Below are 19,877 nucleotides of genomic sequence, written 5' to 3'. Positions count from 1 at the left end.
AACAAACATCTCCATAATCTCGAATTCTCCGCTGGAGGGGTGCCCGAGTGGTTAAAGGGGGCAGACTGTAAATCTGTTGGCCTTGCGCCTACATTGGTTCGAATCCAATCCCCTCCACCAGAATTCTTCAGCGGCATGTGAAAGCGTGTCGTAGCAGTGGCGGTAGCAAAGCGGCAACGGTGGTGAGCGGCGCGGTGTTTTTCCATGGCGCATGTTCCCAGACCGAAGTGGATGACCGAATCCAGGCGCGGTTTGCCTGGATTTGCAATGTCTGGAGTATGCTTTGCGCCTTCGCCGGATCCGGCGGCCGGTCTGCGGAATATGGGGCGGAGAAAGCAGTGGCAGTTGTTGTGGCGGAAAGCCGGGTCGCCGTGTGGCGGCAGTCATCGAGCAGTGTAGGCAGTACAGCAGGTAGTACCAGTCGTCGCAGTGCGGGCTGAGGGTAACGCGGGTGTAGCTCAATGGTAGAGCAGAAGCCTTCCAAGCTTACGACGAGGGTTCGATTCCCTTCACCCGCTCCAGGCGCGCTGGCGCGCAAGCAGTCAGTGAAGTAGCTGGCAGTACCGTACGGCAGTTTTCGTACAAGATTTTCGCCCATGTGGCTCAGTGGTAGAGCACTCCCTTGGTAAGGGAGAGGTCACGCGTTCGATCCGCGTCATGGGCACCAACTTTTTGTGTCTTCTCTTAGTTCGCACATCCAGGTCAGGAGTCAGCCATGGCAAAAGGCAAGTTTGAACGTACCAAGCCGCACGTGAACGTGGGCACGATCGGTCACGTTGACCACGGCAAGACGACGCTGACGGCGGCGATCACGACGGTTCTGTCGACGAAGTTCGGCGGCGAAGCCAAGGGCTACGACCAGATCGACGCGGCGCCCGAAGAGAAGGCGCGCGGCATCACGATCAACACGGCGCACGTGGAATACGAAACGGCGACGCGCCACTACGCGCACGTTGACTGCCCGGGCCACGCTGACTATGTGAAGAACATGATCACGGGCGCGGCGCAGATGGACGGCGCGATCCTGGTGGTGTCGGCCGCCGACGGCCCGATGCCGCAGACGCGCGAACACATCCTGCTGAGCCGCCAGGTGGGCGTGCCGTACATCATCGTGTTCCTGAACAAGGCGGACATGGTGGACGACGCCGAGCTGCTGGAACTGGTGGAAATGGAAGTCCGCGAGCTGCTGAGCAAGTACGACTTCCCGGGCGACGACACGCCGATCGTGAAGGGTTCGGCCAAGCTGGCGCTCGAAGGCGACAAGGGCGAGCTGGGCGAGCAGGCGATCCTGGCGCTGGCCGACGCGCTGGACAGCTACATCCCGACGCCTGAGCGTGCCATCGACGGCACGTTCCTGATGCCGGTCGAAGACGTGTTCTCGATCTCGGGCCGCGGCACGGTGGTGACCGGCCGTATCGAGCGCGGCATCGTGAAGGTCGGCGAGGAAATCGAAATCGTCGGCATCAAGCCGACGGTGAAGACGACCTGCACGGGCGTGGAAATGTTCCGCAAGCTGCTGGACCAAGGTCAAGCGGGCGACAACGTCGGTATCCTGCTGCGCGGCACCAAGCGTGAAGACGTCGAGCGTGGCCAGGTGCTGGCCAAGCCGGGTTCGATCAACCCGCACACGGACTTCACGGCCGAGGTGTACATTCTGTCGAAGGAAGAAGGCGGCCGCCACACCCCGTTCTTCAACGGCTATCGTCCCCAGTTCTACTTCCGTACGACGGACGTGACGGGCACGATCGAGCTGCCGAAGGACAAGGAAATGGTTCTGCCGGGTGACAACGTGTCGATGACCGTGCGCCTGCTGGCCCCGATCGCCATGGAAGAAGGCCTGCGCTTCGCCATTCGCGAAGGCGGCCGTACCGTCGGCGCCGGCGTCGTCGCTTCCATCGTCAAGTAAGCAAAAAAGCGACAATAGCGGAGGGGGCAGATGCCCCCTTTGCTTTTGTCCGCAAGATTCCCTTTACACGGGAATAGAAAAGGTAGTACTATGGATGGTTCCGCAAGGTTCCATCCTTCATTTTTGAAGGTCGGGGTCCGATCCGGGAATCCAGCCGGGCAGTAGAAATTCGCTACGTCAGCCAGGCCGGATGGAAACGCGATCGGAAAGCTGTGCGGGCACAGTGGAAATAGCCCAAGCTGTAGGGGTATAGCTCAATTGGCAGAGCGTCGGTCTCCAAAACCGAAGGTTGTAGGTTCGATTCCTACTGCCCCTGCCACCACAGCGCTGGCCAATGGTTTTTCTTTCCGACCATGAGCCCGGCTTCCGCCGTCCCGTCTTCGTCCCCGCGGACTTCCGGAAAATATCGCAAGTCGCGCGTTTACGGCGGACTTGTCTAGCAAAAATGTCCAATACCAGCGTAGAAACTGTAACTAGTACCGCCGATCGCCTCAAGCTGGCTTTGGCGGTGCTCGTCATCATTGCTGGAATCGTCGGGTTTTCGGTGCTCAGCGAGCAGCCCATGCCGGCTCGCATCGGCGTTTTCGTCGGCGGCCTGGTTCTGGCCGCCATCATTGCCTGGTTCAGCGAACCCGGCCGCCGCACGTTGAGCTTCGCCAGCGAGTCCTATAACGAAGTAAAGCGGGTGTCCTGGCCCACGCGCAAGGAAACGACGCAGATGACGGGCATCGTCTTCGCGTTCGTGGCCATCATGGGCATTTTCATGTGGGTGCTCGACAAGGGCATCGAATGGATCATTTACGGCCTGTTGTTGGGCTGGAAATAAGGGACGGCGAATGAGTAAGCGTTGGTATGTCGTCCATGTGTATTCCGGCATGGAAAAGAGCGTCCAGAAGGCGCTGATCGAACGCATCGACCGTGCGTCATTGCAAACTTCCTTCGGCCGCATTCTCGTGCCGTCCGAAGAAGTGGTCGAAATGCGCGGCGGACAGAAGTCCATCTCCGAACGGCGGATCTTCCCCGGCTACGTGCTGGTTGAAATGGATCTGACCGACGAGACCTGGCATTTGGTGAAGAACACCAACCGCGTCACCGGCTTCCTGGGTGGCTCGGGCAATCGTCCGTCGCCGATTTCCGAAAAGGAAGTCGAAAAAATCCTCTCCCAGATGGAAGAGGGTGTGGAAAAACCGCGTCCCAAGATCCTCTTCGAAGTGGGTGAAATGGTGCGCGTCAAGGAAGGTCCGTTTGCTGACTTCAACGGCAATGTCGAGGAAGTCAACTACGAGAAGAGCAAGGTGCGTGTGTCCGTGACCATTTTCGGCCGCGCCACGCCCGTCGAACTGGATTTCAGTCAGGTCGAAAAGACCTGATCTTTCAACCCCGGGGAGCCATCCGCTTGTGCGGGACGGCGTTTGAACCCGCAAGGAGCTAAGCATGGCGAAGAAGATCGTCGGCTTTATCAAGCTGCAAGTGCCGGCTGGTAAGGCCAATCCCTCTCCCCCGATCGGTCCGGCGCTGGGTCAGCGCGGCCTGAACATCATGGAATTCTGCAAGGCGTTCAACGCCAAGACGCAGGGCATGGAGCCCGGTCTGCCGATTCCGGTGGTGATCACCGCTTTCGCGGACAAGAGCTTCACCTTCGTGATGAAGACGCCGCCCGCGACCATTCTGATCAAGAAGGCCGCCGGCGTGCAGAAGGGTTCGCCCACGCCCCACACCGACAAGGTCGGCAAGCTGACGCGCGCCCAGGCTGAAGAAATCGCCAAGACCAAGGAACCGGACCTGACGGCCGGCGACCTGGAAGCCGCCGTTCGCACGATCGCCGGCAGCGCCCGCAGCATGGGCATCACCGTGGAGGGCATCTGATCATGGCAAAACTGTCCAAGCGCGCCGCCGCCTTGCGTGAAAAGATCGACCGCACCAAGCTGTATCCGGTCGCCGACGCCCTGAACCTGATCAAGGAAACCGCCACGGCCAAGTTCGATGAATCCATCGACGTCGCCGTGCAGCTCGGCATCGACCCGAAGAAGTCGGACCAACTGGTCCGTGGCTCCGTGGTCCTGCCGGCCGGTACCGGCAAGTCCGTGCGCGTCGCCGTGTTCGCCCAAGGCGACAAGGCCGAAGCCGCCAAGGCCGCCGGCGCCGACATCGTCGGCCTGGAAGACCTGGCCGAGCAGATCAAGGCTGGCCAGATGGATTTCGACGTGGTCATCGCCTCGCCCGACACGATGCGTGTCGTCGGCGCCCTGGGTCAGATCCTGGGCCCGCGCGGTCTGATGCCGAACCCCAAGGTCGGCACCGTGACCCCCGACGTCGCCACCGCCGTGAAGAACGCCAAGGCAGGTCAGGTGCAGTACCGCACCGACAAGGCCGGCATCATTCACGCCACCATCGGCCGCGCCTCTTTCGGCGTGGAACAGTTGCAAACCAACCTGGCCGCCCTGGTCGACGCCCTGCAAAAGGCGCGTCCGGCTGCTGCCAAGGGCGTGTATCTGCGCAAGCTGGCCGTCTCGTCCACGATGGGCGGCGGTGCTCGCGTCGAAATCGCCTCGCTGTCCGCCCCCGCTGCCTGAGCGGCCGCTGACTAGCAAACGAACTTTGGGCTGCGTCCGGTCAACCGGCCGGACGTTGCTGTCAAAGACCGCTGGAGCGGATGTCGGCGGTCTTCGTTTCCCGGCAACGGGAAGGGAAGCTCCGATCTCTGCTTAATACCGAAGCCTGTCCGGTTCGGATCCAGCGTAGACGGCGTCCCATGGAAGAATTCTTTACCTGAAGAACTCGACCAGGTCGCCGCATTCGGTTGACGCCCAGGGATTATCCCCGACGCGTCTTTTGATGGAGTGTTCAAACCGTGAGTCTCAATCGCCAAGAGAAAGCAGTGGTGATCGAGGAAGTCTCGGCGCAAGTCGCCAAGGCTCAATCGATTGTCATCGCCGAGTACCGTGGTCTGGACGTCGCCTCTGTCACCGTACTGCGCAAGACTGCGCGTGAATCGGGCGTGTACCTGCGTGTTCTGAAGAACTCGCTGGCTCGTCGCGCTGTTGCTGGCACGGCTTTCGAGCCGCTGGCCGAGCAACTTTCCGGTCCGCTGATCTATGGTATCAGCGCTGATCCGGTCGCGCCGGCCAAGGTGCTCTCCACGTTCGCCAAAACCAACGACAAGCTGGTTATCAAGGGCGGCTCCCTGCCGGGCAGCCTCTTGACCCAAAACGGTGTGCAGGCGCTTGCCTCGCTGCCGTCCCGCGAAGAGTTGTTGGCGAAGCTGCTGGGCACCATGCAAGCCCCGATCGCGCAATTCGCACGTACGCTCAACGAAGTTCCGACCAAGTTCGCCCGCGGCCTCGCTGCCGTGCGCGACCAAAAGGAAAAGGCCGCGGCTTAATCGCCGCAGTCCCGGAATTCGCTGTACGACCGAGCGACAACCAAACCCTGGCATTACCAAAATCTGGAGTTCTTAAAAATGGCCCTTAACAAAGCTGAAATCCTTGACGCCATCGCTGGCCTGACCGTTCTCGAACTGTCGGAACTGATCAAGGATCTGGAAGAGAAGTTCGGCGTGTCGGCTGCTGCCGCCGCTGTTGCCGTTGCCGCCCCCGCCGCTGGTGGTGGCGCCGCCGCTGCCGCTGAAGAGCAGACCGAGTTCACCGTCGTCCTGGCTGAAGCCGGCGCGAACAAGGTCAGCGTCATCAAGGCCGTTCGCGAACTGACCGGTCTCGGTCTGAAGGAAGCGAAGGACCTGGTTGACGGCGCTCCGAAGCCCGTCAAGGAAGGCGTTGCCAAGGCTGACGCCGAAGCCGCCAAGAAGAAGCTGGAAGAAGCCGGCGCCAAGGTCGAAGTCAAGTAAGACCTGCGTTGACTTGCCCGGGGACAGTGCAGTTTGCCGTCCCCGGGCTTTTGCGTTTCCAGGAAACCCCTTTGGCCGCAAGCTCAGAAGGGTTTTCTGGAGTCGTATATCAGTGGTATCACCCCGGGCCGTGGTTGACGGCCCATGCAACCTCGAGTCGGAGTGCTCATGCCTTACTCGTACACCGAAAAAAAGCGCATCCGCAAAAGCTTCGCCAAGCGTGAAGACGTCCAGAACGTACCCTTTCTGCTTGCAACGCAGCTTCAATCCTACCTAACTTTTCTGCAGGCGGAAACCGCCCCGTCGCAGCGAGCCAACGATGGTTTACAGGCGGCGTTTTCGTCGATATTCCCCATCGTCAGCCACAACGGAATGGCGCGTCTTGAGTTCGTCAGCTACGTGCTCGGCGAGCCGGTGTTCGATGTCAAGGAATGTCAACAACGTGGCCTGACCTACGCCTCGCCGCTGCGCGCCAAGGTGCGCCTGGTGCTGCTCGACCGCGAAGTCAGCAAGCCCACGGTCAAGGAAGTGAAGGAACAGGAAGTCTACATGGGCGAAATTCCGCTCATGACGGGCACCGGCTCCTTCGTCATCAACGGCACCGAGCGCGTCATCGTTTCGCAGTTGCACCGTTCGCCGGGCGTGTTCTTCGAGCACGACCGCGGCAAGACGCACAGCTCCGGCAAGCTCCTGTTCTCGGCGCGCGTGATTCCCTACCGCGGTTCGTGGCTGGACTTCGAATTCGATCCGAAGGACGTGCTGTTCTTCCGTGTCGACCGCCGCCGCAAGATGCCCGTCACCATCCTGCTGAAGGCCATCGGCATGACGCCGGAATCCATCCTGGCCCACTTCTTCGACTTCGATAATTTCGAGTTGAAGAGCGAAGGCGGCATGATGGAATTCGTGCCCGAGCGCTGGAAGGGCGAAATGGCCCGCTTCGACATTTCCGATCGCAGCGGCAAGGTCATCGTCGAAAAAGACAAGCGCATCAACGCCAAGCACCTGCGCGACCTGGCTGCCGGCGGCATCCAGCGCATCTCCGTGCCCGAGGAATTCCTCTACGGCCGCGTGCTGGCCAAGAACATCGTCGATCCCGACACCGGCGAAGTGGTGGCGCGCGCCAACGACGAGATCACCGAAAGCGTGCTGAGCGCCCTGCGCGCCGCCAACGTGCTCGATTTCCAGACGCTGTACACCAACGACCTGGACCGCGGCCCGTACATCTCGCAGACCCTGCGCACCGACGAAACCGCCGACCAGATGGCCGCCCGCGTCGCCATCTACCGCATGATGCGCCCCGGCGAGCCGCCCACCGAGGAAGCCGTCGAGGCCCTGTTCCAGCGCCTGTTCTACAGCGAGGAAACCTACGACCTGTCGCGCGTCGGCCGGATGAAGGTCAACAGCCGCCTGGGTCGCGGCGAGGACATCACCGGCCCCATGACCCTGACCAACGAGGACATCCTCGAAACGATCAAGGTCCTGGTCGAGCTGCGTAACGGCCGTGGCCAGATCGACGATATCGATCACCTGGGCAACCGCCGCGTGCGTTGTGTCGGCGAACTGGCCGAGAACCAGTTCCGCGCCGGCCTCGTGCGCGTCGAGCGCGCCGTCAAGGAACGTCTGGGCCAGGCCGAGACGGAAAACCTGATGCCGCACGACCTGATCAACTCCAAGCCGATCTCGGCCGCCATCAAGGAGTTCTTCGGTTCGAGCCAGTTGTCCCAGTTCATGGACCAGACCAACCCGCTGTCGGAAATCACCCACAAGCGCCGCGTCTCGGCCCTGGGCCCGGGCGGTCTGACCCGCGAACGCGCCGGTTTCGAAGTGCGCGACGTGCATCCCACGCACTACGGCCGCGTGTGCCCGATCGAAACGCCGGAAGGCCCGAACATCGGCCTGATCAACTCGATGGCGCTGTATGCGCGCCTGAACGAGTACGGCTTCCTGGAAACTCCGTACCGCAAGATCATCGACGGCCGCGTCAGCGACCAGATCGACTATCTGTCGGCCATCGAGGAAAGCCACTACGTGATCGCGCAGGCCAACGCCGCGCTCGACAGCGAAGGCCGTTTCATCGACGACCTGGTGGCTTGCCGCGAAGCGGGCGAAACCATGCTGACCTCGCCGGCCAACGTGCACTACATGGACGTGGCGCCGTCGCAGATCGTTTCGGTCGCGGCCTCGCTGATTCCCTTCCTGGAGCACGATGACGCGAACCGTGCGTTGATGGGCGCCAACATGCAGCGCCAGGCCGTGCCTTGCCTGCGTCCCGAGAAGCCCGTCGTCGGCACCGGCATCGAGCGCACCGTGGCGGTCGACTCCGGCACCACCGTGCAGGCGCTGCGCGGCGGCGTGGTCGACCACGTCGACGCCGAGCGCGTGGTGATCCGCGTCAACGACGACGAAAACGTCGCCGGCGAAGTCGGCGTGGACATCTACAACCTCATCAAGTACACCCGTTCCAACCAGAACACCAACATCAACCAGCGTCCCATCGTCGCCCGAGGCGACAAGGTCGCCAAGGGCGATGTGCTGGCCGACGGCGCGTCGACGGACCTGGGCGAACTCGCCCTGGGCCAGAACATGCTGATCGCGTTCATGCCCTGGAACGGCTACAACTTCGAAGACTCGATCCTGATCTCCGAAAAGGTCGTGGCCGACGATCGCTATACCTCGATCCACATCGAGGAGCTGACCGTGGTCGCCCGCGACACCAAGCTCGGACCGGAAGAAATCACGCGCGACATCAGCAACCTGGCCGAAACCCAGTTGAATCGCCTGGATGAATCCGGCATCACCTACATCGGCGCCGAAGTCAGCGCCGACGACGTGCTGGTCGGCAAGGTCACGCCCAAGGGCGAGACCCAACTGACGCCGGAAGAAAAGCTGCTGCGCGCGATCTTCGGCGAAAAGGCGTCGGACGTGAAGGACACCTCGCTGCGCGTGCCCTCGGGCATGACCGGCACGGTGATCGACGTCCAGGTCTTCACGCGCGAAGGCATCGTGCGCGACAAGCGCGCCCAGTCCATCATCGACGATGAACTGCGCCGCTATCGCCAGGACCTGAACGACCAGTTGCGCATCGTCGAGAACGACCAGTTCGACCGTCTCGAAAAGATGCTGGTGAACAAGACCGTCAACGGCGGCCCGCGCAAGCTGGCCAAGGGCGCAACCGTCACCAAGGCCTACCTGGCCGACCTGGACCGCTGGCAGTGGTTCGACATTCGCCTGGCCGATGAACAGCACGCCGTCGTGCTGGAACAGGCCAAGGAATCGCTCGAACAGAAGCGCCACCAGTTCGACCTGGCCTTCGAGGAAAAGCGCAAGAAGCTGACGCAGGGCGACGAGCTGCCCCCGGGCGTGCTCAAGATGATCAAGGTCTACCTTGCCGTCAAGCGCCGCCTGCAGCCCGGCGACAAGATGGCCGGCCGTCACGGCAACAAGGGCGTGGTCTCGCGCATCACCCCGGTGGAAGACATGCCGCACATGGCCGACGGCACCCCCGCCGACATCGTGCTGAACCCGCTGGGCGTGCCGTCGCGGATGAACGTCGGCCAGGTGCTGGAAGTGCACCTGGGCTGGGCCGCCAAGGGCGTGGGCCATCGCATCGCCGACCTGCTGCGCGACGAGCGCACGGCGCAGGCGAAGTCGCTGCGCGCCTACCTGGAGAAGGTCTACAACACGACCGGCTCCGGCGCGCGCATCGACGAGCTGACCGATGACGAAGTCGTCGAAATGGCCAACAACCTGAAGAATGGCGTTCCCTTCGCCACGCCCGTGTTCGACGGCGCGACCGAAGAGGAAATCACCAAGATGCTGGAACTGGCCTACCCGGACGACGTCGCCAAGCGCATGCAGCTTACCGACTCGCGTACCCAGGCCTGGTTGTTCGACGGCCGCACCGGCGAGAAATTCGAGCGTCCGGTCACCGTGGGCTACATGCACTACCTGAAGCTGCACCACCTGGTCGACGACAAGATGCACGCCCGTTCGACCGGCCCGTACTCCCTGGTGACCCAGCAGCCGCTGGGCGGCAAGGCGCAGTTCGGTGGCCAGCGTTTCGGGGAAATGGAAGTGTGGGCGCTCGAAGCCTACGGCGCTTCCTACACCCTGCAGGAAATGCTCACGGTCAAGTCGGACGACATCACCGGTCGTACGAAGGTTTACGAAAACATCGTCAAGGGCGACCACGTCATCGACGCCGGCATGCCGGAATCGTTCAACGTGCTGGTCAAGGAAATCCGCTCGTTGGCCCTGGACATGGATTTGGAGCGTAACTAATGAAAGCGCTACTCGACCTATTCAAGCAAGTCTCGCAAGACGAGCAGTTCGATGCCATCAAGATCGGCATCGCCTCGCCCGAGAAAATCCGTTCGTGGTCCTACGGCGAAGTCCGCAAGCCCGAAACCATCAACTACCGCACGTTCAAGCCCGAGCGTGACGGCCTGTTCTGCTCGAAGATCTTCGGTCCGATCAAGGACTACGAGTGCCTGTGCGGCAAGTACAAGCGCCTGAAGCATCGCGGCGTGATCTGCGAAAAGTGCGGCGTGGAAGTCACCGTCGCCAAGGTTCGCCGTGAACGCATGGGCCACATCGAGCTGGCCAGCCCGGTCGCGCACATCTGGTTCCTGAAGAGCCTGCCGTCGCGCCTGGGCATGGTGCTCGACATGACGCTGCGCGACATCGAGCGCGTGCTGTACTTCGAAGCCTGGTGCGTGATCGAGCCCGGCATGACGCCGCTCAAGCGCGGCCAGATCATGTCGGACGACGATTTCCTGGCCAAGACCGAGGAATACGGCGACGACTTCCGTGCCCTGATGGGCGCGGAGGCCGTGCGCGAACTGCTGCGCACCATCGACATCGACCGTGAAGTGGAAACGCTGCGCGGCGAACTGAAGGCCACCAGCTCGGAAGCGAAGATCAAGAAGATCTCCAAGCGCCTGAAGGTGCTGGAAGGCTTCCAGAAGTCCGGCATCAAGGCCGAATGGATGGTCATGGAAGTGCTGCCCGTGCTGCCGCCGGACCTGCGTCCGCTGGTGCCGCTGGACGGCGGCCGCTTCGCGACCTCCGACCTGAACGACCTGTACCGCCGCGTCATCAACCGCAATAACCGCCTGAAGCGCCTGCTCGAACTGAAGGCGCCGGAAATCATCCTGCGCAACGAAAAGCGCATGCTGCAGGAAGCGGTCGATTCGCTGCTGGACAACGGCCGCCGCGGCAAGGCCATGACGGGCGCCAACAAGCGCCAGCTCAAGTCGCTGGCCGACATGATCAAGGGCAAGAGCGGCCGCTTCCGCCAGAACCTGCTGGGCAAGCGCGTCGACTACTCGGGCCGTTCGGTGATCGTGGTGGGTCCGCAGCTCAAGCTGCACCAGTGCGGCCTGCCCAAGCTGATGGCGCTGGAGCTGTTCAAGCCCTTCATTTTCAATCGCCTGGAAATGATGGGCCTGGCGACGACCATCAAGGCCGCGAAGAAGCTGGTGGAAGGCCAGGAACCGGTGGTGTGGGACATCCTCGAAGAGGTGATCCGCGAGCACCCGGTCATGCTGAACCGCGCGCCGACGCTGCACCGCCTGGGCATCCAGGCGTTCGAACCCGTGCTGATCGAAGGCAAGGCGATCCAGTTGCATCCGCTGGTCTGCGCGGCGTTCAACGCCGACTTCGACGGCGACCAGATGGCCGTTCACGTGCCGCTGTCGCTGGAAGCGCAACTGGAAGCCCGCACCCTGATGCTGGCCTCCAACAACGTGCTGTTCCCGGCCAGCGGCGAACCGTCGATCGTGCCGTCGCAGGATATCGTGCTGGGTCTGTACTACACGACCCGCGAGCGCATCAACGGCAAGGGCGAAGGCATTTTCTTCACCGACGTCGCTGAAGTGCAGCGCGCCTACGACAACGGCGAAGTCGAACTGCAGACGCGCATCACCGTGCGCCTGAAGGAATTCGAACGCGACGAACAAGGCGAATGGCAGCCGGTCCTGCGCCGCCACGAAACCACGGTCGGCCGCGCGCTGCTGTCCGAGATCCTGCCCAAGGGCCTGCCCTTCACGGTGCTGAACAAGGCGCTGAAGAAGAAGGAAATCTCGCGCCTGATCAACCAGTCGTTCCGCCGTTGCGGCCTGCGCGACACGGTGATCTTTGCCGACAAGCTGATGCAGTCGGGCTTCCGCCTGGCCACGCGCGGCGGCATCTCGATCGCCATGGGCGACATGCTGATCCCGTCGGCCAAGGAGTCCATCCTGGCCGAGGCCAGCAAGGAAGTGAAGGAAATCGACAAGCAGTACTCGTCGGGTCTGGTCACGTCCCAGGAACGCTACAACAACGTGGTGGACATCTGGGGCAAGGCCGGCGACAAGGTCGGCAAGGCGATGATGGAGCAACTGGCCACCGAACCCGTGGTCAACCGCCACGGCGAGGAAGTGCGCCAGGAGTCGTTCAACTCCATCTACATGATGGCCGACTCGGGCGCCCGCGGTTCCGCCGCCCAGATCCGCCAGTTGGCCGGCATGCGCGGCCTGATGGCCAAGCCTGACGGCTCGATCATCGAAACGCCGATCACCGCGAACTTCCGTGAAGGCCTGAACGTGCTTCAGTACTTCATCTCGACCCACGGCGCGCGTAAGGGCCTGGCCGATACGGCGCTGAAGACGGCGAACTCGGGCTACCTGACCCGCCGTCTGGTCGACGTGACGCAGGACCTGGTCATCATCGAGAACGACTGCGGCACCACGCAGGGCTACGCGATGAAGGCGCTGGTCGAAGGCGGCGAAGTCATCGAACCGCTGCGCGACCGCATCCTGGGCCGCGTCGCCGCGACCGACATCGTCAACCCGGACACGCAGGAAACCGCCCTGGCGGCCGGTTCGCTGCTGGACGAAGATGCCGTCGACCTGATCGACCGCATCGGCGTGGACGAAGTCCGCGTGCGCACGCCGCTGACTTGCGAAACCCGCCATGGCCTGTGCGCGCACTGCTATGGCCGCGACCTGGGCCGTGGCTACATCGTCAACGTCGGCGAAGCCGTCGGCGTGATCGCCGCGCAGTCCATCGGCGAACCGGGCACGCAGTTGACGATGCGTACGTTCCACATCGGTGGCGCGGCGTCGCGTTCGGCCCTGGCCAGCGCGGTGGAAACGAAGTCGACCGGTACGGTGGCCTTCGCCAGCACCATGCGTTACGTGACCAACGCCAAGGGCGAGCGCATCGCGATTTCGCGTTCCGGTGAAATCGTCATCCATGACGACAACGGCCGCGAGCGCGAACGCCACAAGATCCCGTACGGCGCGACCGTGCTCGCCGGCGACGGCGAAGCGGTCAAGGCCGGCGCCCGCCTGGCGACCTGGGATCCGCTGACCCGTCCGATCGTGTCGGAGTACGCCGGCCAGGTGCGCTTCGAGAACATCGAGGAAGGCGTTACCGTCGCCAAGCAGGTGGACGAAGTCACCGGCCTGTCGACCCTGGTCGTCATCACGCCGAAGACGCGCGGCGGCAAGATCGTCATGCGTCCGCAGATCAAGCTGGTCAACGAGAACGGCGAAGAGGTCAAGATCGCCGGCACCGATCACTCGGTGAACATCTCGTTCCCGGTCGGCGCGCTGATTACCGTGCGCGACGCGCAGCAGGTGTCCGTGGGTGAAGTGCTGGCGCGTATTCCGCAGGAATCGCAAAAGACCCGCGACATTACCGGCGGTCTGCCGCGCGTGGCCGAGCTGTTCGAAGCCCGTTCGCCCAAGGATGCCGGCATGCTTGCCGACGTCACCGGCACGGTCTCGTTCGGCAAGGACACCAAGGGCAAGCAGCGCCTGGTCATCACCGACCTGGAAGGCGTCAGCCACGAGTTCCTGATTCCGAAGGAAAAGCAGGTTCTGGTGCACGACGGCCAGGTGGTGAACAAGGGCGAAATGATCGTCGACGGTCCGGCCGACCCGCACGACATCCTGCGCCTGCAGGGTATCGAGAAGCTGGCGACCTACATCGTCGACGAGGTGCAGGACGTGTATCGTCTGCAAGGCGTGAAGATCAACGACAAGCACATCGAGGTGATCGTTCGCCAGATGCTGCGTCGCGTGAACATCGTCGACGCCGGCGATACCGAGTTCATCACCGGCGAGCAGGTCGAGCGTTCGGAACTGCTGAACGAGAACGATCGCGTCGAAGCCGAAGGCAAGCGTGGCGCTACCTACGACAACGTGCTGCTGGGCATCACGAAGGCGTCGCTGTCCACCGATTCGTTCATCTCCGCCGCTTCCTTCCAGGAAACGACGCGGGTGCTGACCGAAGCGGCCATCATGGGCAAGCGCGACGACCTGCGTGGCCTGAAGGAAAACGTCATCGTGGGTCGTCTGATCCCCGCGGGCACCGGCCTGGCTTATCACATTGCCCGCAAGGACAAGGAAGCCATGGAAGCGGCCGAACGCGAAGCCGCCCGCCAGATGGCCAACCCGTTCGAGGACGCCCCGGTTACCGTGGACACCGAGCACGACGTGGACGCTCAACAACCGGAAGCCCCGGCCACCGGCGACGACAGCAGCATCTAAGCAGTACTTTCGATAGCCACCGCCGCGAGGCGGCGGCATCGGAAAACAAAACCCCCATTCGGCGCGCTGCCGAATGGGGGTTTTCTTTTGGTGCGGGTGATCCAGAAGCAGCGCGCTGTCGATCTTCGAGCACAATACGGGTCCGGGAGCGACATGTTCCACGGGATGACGACCCGTCTCCAGCAGGCGGACGTGGATGTAAAAGGAATTCGCGGAGCAAGCTCGCTAATAGCTATGGTTATAGGCCAAGTCGAAAACATCACGACCGACGGCTCGAACGTGTACGCACTCTTCCGTAAGCCGGGGAACTGAATTGAATTTACCTTCAGAAGACATCGAAAAATGGCGTGAACGCCTCCGCACGGCAATGCCTTCTGCCGTGCTTCGGGAAATGGCTGCCGCATATGGCGTTAACAAAAGTGCGCTGGGATTTATGGTCGTCGACTTGTATCGCGAGGTCGACACCCCGGTCGTCCAAGCTGTGTGGAAATGGGATATCCATCAAACAGGACGTGGTTTATCGGATGCAGACTTAGATCGGGTTTTGTCGCAGTTGCAGTTTTGAGAAGCCGAGCAGACACCACTTTTGCATTGCTGTAGTCTGACCAAATCTGAGCGTACTTAACAGTGCCTATGTGCACGCGACTTTTCGGCTCTGCCAAATTAGGCTGATAAAGCGGTCAGACGCCGAAACTTTTGGGGTGGACGATACTTCAACGCACTGTTTGGATGCGTTTCGTTGTAGTGCTTGAAGCCAGGGCCAGGTTATGTGCCGCAGCATTGGCATCGGGCTTGGGCACGAAGGCGACATAATCCGGCTTCATCAGTTTTCACGAAGCTCTCGGCCATTCCGTTGCTCTGCGCTTTGCACACCGGTCAGCCACTCGATGGTGTGAGGCGATTTCAACGTGCCACCGAAGCGGTTTTCAACCGACAGAACGAGGCGCTGGCAGAACTGTCAATGTAATCGGGGTCGACGTTTACGAAGTTACTTTACCTCATGCCGGTAGAAGTATTTCGATCCCTCATGCCATTGCATCTCGGAAAGGAGTCGAACGTAATTCATGACCTTAGGCAAGGCCTCATTATCCAGCTTCTGCCCGTAAGAGACCGGACATTCGATTCCACTCCATATAGAAAGAATTGTCGGAATATTCGCGAGTGGAAATTCGATACCTTTAGAGCTAACTTCGGCGGTCGTTGTGATCAGCGTTTTGCACAGAGCGCCCGGATGCGAGAGCGCATCTTGGTAATAGTAGGCACTCTGGACGCGCCCCATACCAAAAGCGTTAAAACGCTGTGCAAGGGCAGAGAGATTATCATCGCTCTCAGAAAATTTTGAGGGAAACAATCTGTAGAGTGATGCCAATACATCATCGATAACGGACGTATCCGAATGCTTACCTAAGAGGGCAAAGAGATACGGAACGATTTCTGGCGAAAGGGTGTCTGGCGCTGACGAGACCCAAGTACTAACGTCGTCATGCGACATTTTCTCGATTGCTCGACCGATAAACTCGACATTCTTGTGCCTACATGTGAAGCAATATAAGCGAATAGCCTGTCTAACGACTGCAGTTTCCTCGCTAGAAAGGATAAGCTGTTCAAGCTGGGGCCGGGCAGAGAAATCTCCGGACTTCATGCGCGCGCAAAGTTTTTCAAGCCGAGTTTTCGCGCTATCGTGTGTTTCCAAAGCCAAATTGGAGCTTTCAGATAACGGGCCGAACCATACGCCAGGATTTATGATGTCGAATTTTTCCAATTAATTACCTCTCAACGCAGGCCTTGCTTCCACTGCCAAGCCATTACCCGATTCTGAAAGACTGGAACCTTTCTTTTACCCGTAAAAACAATATTGCTCGCTGTATTTTCCCCCCCAATGCGAGGCCTTGCACACGGTGCCCCTCGGGCAAAATCCCTTGTCGTGTAGCGGCTGTACTCTGCTCGCGCGGCCCTCACGTCGGCGCCGGAGACAATATTACCTCGTGTTTTTCGCCAAGGCCTTGCTCGTCTATGCGAGTCACCGATGTATTCCGTAAGCGTGCGACGCGACTCCACTGCGCCATCGAATGCCAGCTCCCCCTCGTACGGACCAATTCTCTCAATTGCTAGCGGATGGTCTCCGAGCAGGAATAACATGCTCACCGGAACGCTGATTGTTTGTCCCTGAATCGGAGCAGGACCGAGAACATACCGCCTGCGCTTGGTGATCATGAAAAGCGTGATCACTGGAAACTTCGGCAGGCTTAGATGATTGCTCCAGAAACCGATGCATGTCGCTCCGAGAGCGACCGCATTAGCCGCCCTCGGCGCCACGCTTGTTCAGCAGCGCGAGCAAGTCAACACCGCCCTTTACCCAGAACTTGCTGGATGTGTGGAACACATCATCGGGGTATTCCGTCGTGAAGTCGATGAAGTCGCTCGCGTCCCACCAGGATCGGGTTGTTTGGTATCGCTTGGGACGGGGTGGAAGTCATTTAGGAAGCCGCGGTTTTCCAAATCCGCTCAAAATCGTCCGGTGAAATCACGACGGGATCAAACTGCGGGTCGATTGCGATTTCATTCAACGATGGCAAGGGCTCCTTGCTAAGCCCTGTTCCTCCGGCTGACTTTAGTTTGCTGGCGTAGCCCATCGCTCCGTTCGCGAAGACTTCTACCTTCCGCAGTTCCCACCCGCTGTCGTCGACTTCACTGTAAATGGTGGTTGGTTCTGAAGGAAGATCGTGTTTCCAGTTCACTCGAATGAAATTCATGGCCCAACCTTTCTGCTGTTCATGATTCGTCCTGTGATGTCAAGGGGAATTTCGTATCCCACGTTATTTGGATTGTCGTACGGTGCTCGATGAGGCAGGGTCGAAAATTCCGGGTTGACCGACGCAGCTTCCTGGTCCATTCGCGACGCAGGAGTTCCCGGGCACGCCCGTAGCTCATGGCTTCCCTGATATAGTCGATGATAACTATGCAGGTCGCGCGACTCCATTTGGTCTGAATAACGGGGCTACGTTACATCAACTGGATGGCTCAATAAATAGTGTCGGTGATCGGTTTGAGTGGATTTTTGACCCGAAACTTGGCGGCGTGGCGCATCGGATGTTTGTTCCTGGCGGAACTATTAATGGAATTCCGGCGAAACCATGATTCAACAAGCATTTGAAATCTTACGCTCTCGCGCGCTCCTGGACTGGGGAGTTGTTCTTCGCGGGCTACAGGGTGTGCCTTGTGGCGCTTCTGATAGATTGAGCGGAGACATCGTTCAGAGTTATGCCGCGAGTGCGCTCGAGAAAGTGGAGGCAGGTGATCCTGCTTTCGATTCCATAGCGGTACTCGCGCTTGATGCAACTCTACCGACTGAAGAGAAAGAACGACTTGTCGAAGATATTTGCCAAGCTTATGACGTTGACATTTCGCTTGCCACGCGCAAGTGGCGGGCTGCGCTGATTGAAGATACTGTCGAGAATGTTGACGCCGACCCCATGTATGGATATATCCAATTGCTAGACATCTGGTCGAAGTTGGACTGGCCGGAAGATGCCCCTCCTTCCATGCGAAAAAATGCAAAATCACCTCCAACGGCTGATTTTGGATCAGAGGCAACATTTGCGTCAGCCAAAGTTGAAATCCAGAATTGGCTGAAGAATGAATTTCTGGCGTTGAGGTAGTTTAGGGCGGGGGCAGGTTCAGCGCAGGGTCGAGAGCCAGTCGGCGATTCGGTGTATCCATTCCCGGCAGGTGGACTGCAGCGCGCCCGGCAGGCTTCTTATCCGCTGCCAGAGCCGCGCCACGCTGCGCATGGGGCCGGCATGCGCATCGGACGCGCGCGCCAGTGTTTCCGGATCCGCGAACACGGTGGTTTGGATGAAGATCCGTCCGGACGAGGACGCGGCGTCCAGCGGCACCGGCACATGAGTCCGGCGCAGGCCGGGGAAGCCGGCGCGGCTCGGCAGGCTTGCGCGGCTGGGCAATGTTGCGCTGCGGGAAATCCACCCGTCCGTGGACGCGGCGTCGGACGCTGGCCGGGATCGGGCGCCGGTCAGGCCGGCCGTGGTGGGGGACGTCAGCGTGCCGCCCATCCAGGCTCCGGACAGATAGATGGGAGAGAGCGGTCGTCCGCCCACCGACCAGGGGCGCGGCGAGCGGCTGGCTGGCGGCGCCGACAGGCCAGTGGCGCTGCCCCAGGACGTTTCCGTGCCGCCGTTCTTGCGTACCAGGCTTGCGCCGTAGACGTGAGGCGCCAGGACCGATGCGGGCCGTGGCCTGGCATAGCCATCGTCCTCCACGCGGGCGAGTTCGGCGTTCCACGGCACGGGGTCGTCCAGGCGTATCGCGGGACGGTCGCCAGGTTGCGGGCCAAGCGGGCCAAGCGGGCCAAGCGGACCAAAGGGACCAAGGGGACCAGGCGCACCGGCGAGCGGACTGGTGAGTGGAGTGGCGTAGGGCGTGCCGTCGATGATGACTTCGGGCAGGGGGCGCGCGTCGCCATCGAAGCCGGGGCGCGCCGCCGCGCGTGGCGTGCCTTGCCGGCTGCCCGTGGGAAGCAGGTTTGCGTCCGTCGGCGATGGCGAGCGCGAACGGGTGGCCGGCCGGCTCGCATCCGCGCGGCCGGGATGGCGTCCTTCCCGAGGCCGCATCTTGATGCCATCGAGCCCGGCGTCCGCACTGGCGTTCGCGTCCGGGTTCGCGCGTGCCGCCCCGCTGCCTTGCGGCTCGCCGGATAGCGGCGGCGGCGCGTCATCGAAAACATTGGGCGCCAGGCTTGGGCGCGAGAAACCGAGGCCTTGGGTTTCCAGAGACAAGACGATTCCCTTTTCACCCGAGGGTGAACGCGGTAGGCCGCGCTGGCGGGCCACCGTGTCCGAGGCGCGCCAGGCAGAGGATTGCCGGAACGCGCGCGCTGCCCGGATACTCAGGTGCCCCCGGGGTACGGGCGCCCAGGCCCAGGTGTCCAGGTGCGTAAGTATTCCTGTTCAGCGCGCGCCGGCAACGGAAATCGGGTAGGTAAGAATTCCTACAAGACAGTTCCGTGCGGAAAGGCGCGCGTCCAGGAGCCAGGGCTTCGGGATAAGGCGCGCCCATGGGCCGCGGGCGAGGGTGCCCGCCCGGCAATGCCCGCGATCAGCGCGCCGGCGTCATCGCCGTCTTGGCGCTGCGGAACACCGGACCCCATTGCGGATGGCCCTGTTCGTTGGGCGCCAGTTCGAACCCGGGATCGATCTGCAGGATGCGCAGGAAAGCGTCCTCGCAAAGCTTGCGGTAGTTGCTGACGCAATAACTGAAGGCTTGCAGCTTTATCGCCTCGACCTGGACGGCCGCGGGCGCGGCGGCCAGATCGGCGGACGTGGCCACTCCGCGTATCACCTCTCCGTAGCGGCCCGCCTGATATTGATCGCGCACGCGTTGCAGCGCGTCCAGCGCCGCCTGCGAGGGCGGGGCGCTCCCTGTTTGCGCCGGCGGCAGGGCGCAGGCGGCGAGCATCAGGGCCAGGGAAATCGTGCAAACACTACGAGTGACACGGACGGCGGTTTTCATGATGGGTACAGAGGTGCTCCGGAAGCGTGCGGGCCGCGCGCGAATGGCGCCGCCCGAGGTGTCG

Annotated in this window: 15 protein-coding genes, 4 tRNA genes and 1 pseudogene; 15 read left to right on the top strand and 5 right to left on the bottom strand. The window is 61.4% G+C overall.

Translation table 11 applies throughout. The features are described 5' to 3' along the window. Positions 1-33: 33 nt before the first annotated feature. The 14 genes from CAL29_RS30460 (at position 34) to CAL29_RS31490 (ending at position 14,852) form a co-directional block, all read left to right on the top strand. Positions 34-120, top strand: a tRNA-Tyr gene (locus CAL29_RS30460). 327 nt (positions 121-447) lie between these two features. Further along, positions 448-521: transfer RNA gene (locus CAL29_RS30455), tRNA-Gly, on the top strand. Between the two features lie 71 nt (positions 522-592). After that, a tRNA-Thr gene (locus tag CAL29_RS30450) sits at positions 593-667 on the top strand. 48 nt (positions 668-715) lie between these two features. Next, a complete protein-coding gene (gene tuf, locus CAL29_RS30445; protein WP_094856556.1) occupies positions 716-1,906 on the top strand; it encodes an elongation factor Tu in 1,191 nt (396 codons plus the stop codon). Between the two features lie 243 nt (positions 1,907-2,149). Continuing rightward, positions 2,150-2,225, top strand: a tRNA-Trp gene (locus tag CAL29_RS30440). Positions 2,226-2,351: 126 nt separating this feature from the next. Further along, positions 2,352-2,732, top strand: coding sequence for a preprotein translocase subunit SecE (gene secE, locus CAL29_RS30435; protein WP_094856569.1), 381 nt, complete (start codon positions 2,352-2,354; stop codon positions 2,730-2,732). A gap of 10 nt (positions 2,733-2,742) precedes the next feature. Beyond that, positions 2,743-3,276 (top strand): transcription termination/antitermination protein NusG, encoded by a 534-nt coding sequence (gene nusG / locus CAL29_RS30430; protein WP_094856568.1) that lies wholly within the window; start codon positions 2,743-2,745, stop codon positions 3,274-3,276. Positions 3,277-3,340: 64 nt separating this feature from the next. Further along, the gene (rplK, locus tag CAL29_RS30425; protein WP_094856567.1) at positions 3,341-3,772 is read left to right on the top strand and encodes a 50S ribosomal protein L11; all 432 of its coding nucleotides are present in this window, start codon (positions 3,341-3,343) and stop codon (positions 3,770-3,772) included. A 2-nt stretch (positions 3,773-3,774) separates the two neighbouring features. Continuing rightward, positions 3,775-4,479 carry a 50S ribosomal protein L1 gene (rplA, locus tag CAL29_RS30420; RefSeq protein ID WP_094856566.1) on the top strand — a complete coding sequence of 235 codons (705 nt, stop codon included), beginning with the start codon at positions 3,775-3,777 and terminating at the stop codon, positions 4,477-4,479. 278 nt (positions 4,480-4,757) lie between these two features. Continuing rightward, entirely contained in the window at positions 4,758-5,288 is a 531-nt protein-coding gene (gene rplJ / locus CAL29_RS30415) for a 50S ribosomal protein L10 (protein WP_094856565.1), read from the top strand. A gap of 78 nt (positions 5,289-5,366) precedes the next feature. Next, a complete protein-coding gene (gene rplL / locus CAL29_RS30410; RefSeq protein WP_094856564.1) occupies positions 5,367-5,750 on the top strand; it encodes a 50S ribosomal protein L7/L12 in 384 nt (127 codons plus the stop codon). A gap of 168 nt (positions 5,751-5,918) precedes the next feature. After that, on the top strand, positions 5,919-10,031 hold the full coding sequence (rpoB, locus tag CAL29_RS30405) for a DNA-directed RNA polymerase subunit beta (RefSeq protein WP_094856563.1): 4,113 nt from the start codon (positions 5,919-5,921) through the stop codon (positions 10,029-10,031). Beyond that, on the top strand, positions 10,031-14,287 hold the full coding sequence (rpoC, locus tag CAL29_RS30400) for a DNA-directed RNA polymerase subunit beta' (RefSeq protein ID WP_256977823.1): 4,257 nt from the start codon (positions 10,031-10,033) through the stop codon (positions 14,285-14,287). The genes rpoB and rpoC overlap by 1 nt, the downstream gene beginning before the upstream one ends. A 313-nt stretch (positions 14,288-14,600) precedes the next feature. Beyond that, positions 14,601-14,852, top strand: coding sequence for a hypothetical protein (locus tag CAL29_RS31490; RefSeq protein ID WP_143277784.1), 252 nt, complete (start codon positions 14,601-14,603; stop codon positions 14,850-14,852). A 98-nt stretch (positions 14,853-14,950) separates the two neighbouring features. Here the strand turns inward: CAL29_RS31490 and CAL29_RS30390 are convergent. From CAL29_RS30390 to CAL29_RS30385, 3 genes and pseudogenes are all read right to left on the bottom strand, one after another. Further along, positions 14,951-15,163: pseudogene (locus CAL29_RS30390) on the bottom strand (integrase core domain-containing protein); the annotation flags it as partial. Between the two features lie 112 nt (positions 15,164-15,275). Next, entirely contained in the window at positions 15,276-16,049 is a 774-nt protein-coding gene (gene imm47, locus CAL29_RS31485; protein WP_143277783.1) for an Imm47 family immunity protein, read from the bottom strand. 715 nt (positions 16,050-16,764) lie between these two features. Further along, positions 16,765-17,040, bottom strand: a complete 276-nt coding sequence (locus CAL29_RS30385; RefSeq protein ID WP_094856561.1) for a DUF6881 domain-containing protein — start codon at positions 17,038-17,040, stop codon at positions 16,765-16,767. 381 nt (positions 17,041-17,421) lie between these two features. Between CAL29_RS30385 and CAL29_RS31480 the strand changes: the two genes are divergently transcribed. Beyond that, on the top strand, positions 17,422-17,946 hold the full coding sequence (locus tag CAL29_RS31480) for a DUF2247 family protein (protein WP_143277782.1): 525 nt from the start codon (positions 17,422-17,424) through the stop codon (positions 17,944-17,946). An 18-nt stretch (positions 17,947-17,964) separates the two neighbouring features. Here the strand turns inward: CAL29_RS31480 and CAL29_RS31475 are convergent, their stop codons facing one another. After that, positions 17,965-19,080, bottom strand: a complete 1,116-nt coding sequence (locus CAL29_RS31475) for a hypothetical protein (RefSeq protein WP_143277781.1) — start codon at positions 19,078-19,080, stop codon at positions 17,965-17,967. A 319-nt stretch (positions 19,081-19,399) separates the two neighbouring features. Then, positions 19,400-19,813: a TssQ family T6SS-associated lipoprotein gene (locus CAL29_RS30370; protein ID WP_179284233.1), complete on the bottom strand. Its 414-nt coding sequence runs from the start codon at positions 19,811-19,813 to the stop codon at positions 19,400-19,402. Positions 19,814-19,877 lie beyond the last annotated feature (64 nt).

Source organism: Bordetella genomosp. 10 (assembly GCF_002261225.1).
Classification (GTDB): Bacteria; Pseudomonadota; Gammaproteobacteria; order Burkholderiales; family Burkholderiaceae_B; genus Bordetella_C.
This window is presented reverse-complemented; position numbering and strand designations above follow the sequence as displayed.

What these genes read in the sequence shown, in the direction of transcription:
- rplK (WP_094856567.1), top strand. Translation starts at nt 3,341, where the DNA reads ATGGCGAAGAAGATCGTCGGCTTTATCAAGCTGCAAGTGCCGGCTGGT.
- CAL29_RS30385 (WP_094856561.1), bottom strand. Translation starts at nt 17,040, where the DNA reads ATGAATTTCATTCGAGTGAACTGGAAACACGATCTTCCTTCAGAACCA.
- secE (WP_094856569.1), top strand. Translation starts at nt 2,352, where the DNA reads ATGTCCAATACCAGCGTAGAAACTGTAACTAGTACCGCCGATCGCCTC.
- rpoB (WP_094856563.1), top strand. Translation starts at nt 5,919, where the DNA reads ATGCCTTACTCGTACACCGAAAAAAAGCGCATCCGCAAAAGCTTCGCC.
- rplA (WP_094856566.1), top strand. Translation starts at nt 3,775, where the DNA reads ATGGCAAAACTGTCCAAGCGCGCCGCCGCCTTGCGTGAAAAGATCGAC.
- rpoC (WP_256977823.1), top strand. Translation starts at nt 10,031, where the DNA reads ATGAAAGCGCTACTCGACCTATTCAAGCAAGTCTCGCAAGACGAGCAG.
- nusG (WP_094856568.1), top strand. Translation starts at nt 2,743, where the DNA reads ATGAGTAAGCGTTGGTATGTCGTCCATGTGTATTCCGGCATGGAAAAG.
- tuf (WP_094856556.1), top strand. Translation starts at nt 716, where the DNA reads ATGGCAAAAGGCAAGTTTGAACGTACCAAGCCGCACGTGAACGTGGGC.
- CAL29_RS31480 (WP_143277782.1), top strand. Translation starts at nt 17,422, where the DNA reads ATGATTCAACAAGCATTTGAAATCTTACGCTCTCGCGCGCTCCTGGAC.
- CAL29_RS30370 (WP_179284233.1), bottom strand. Translation starts at nt 19,813, where the DNA reads ATGAAAACCGCCGTCCGTGTCACTCGTAGTGTTTGCACGATTTCCCTG.
- rplL (WP_094856564.1), top strand. Translation starts at nt 5,367, where the DNA reads ATGGCCCTTAACAAAGCTGAAATCCTTGACGCCATCGCTGGCCTGACC.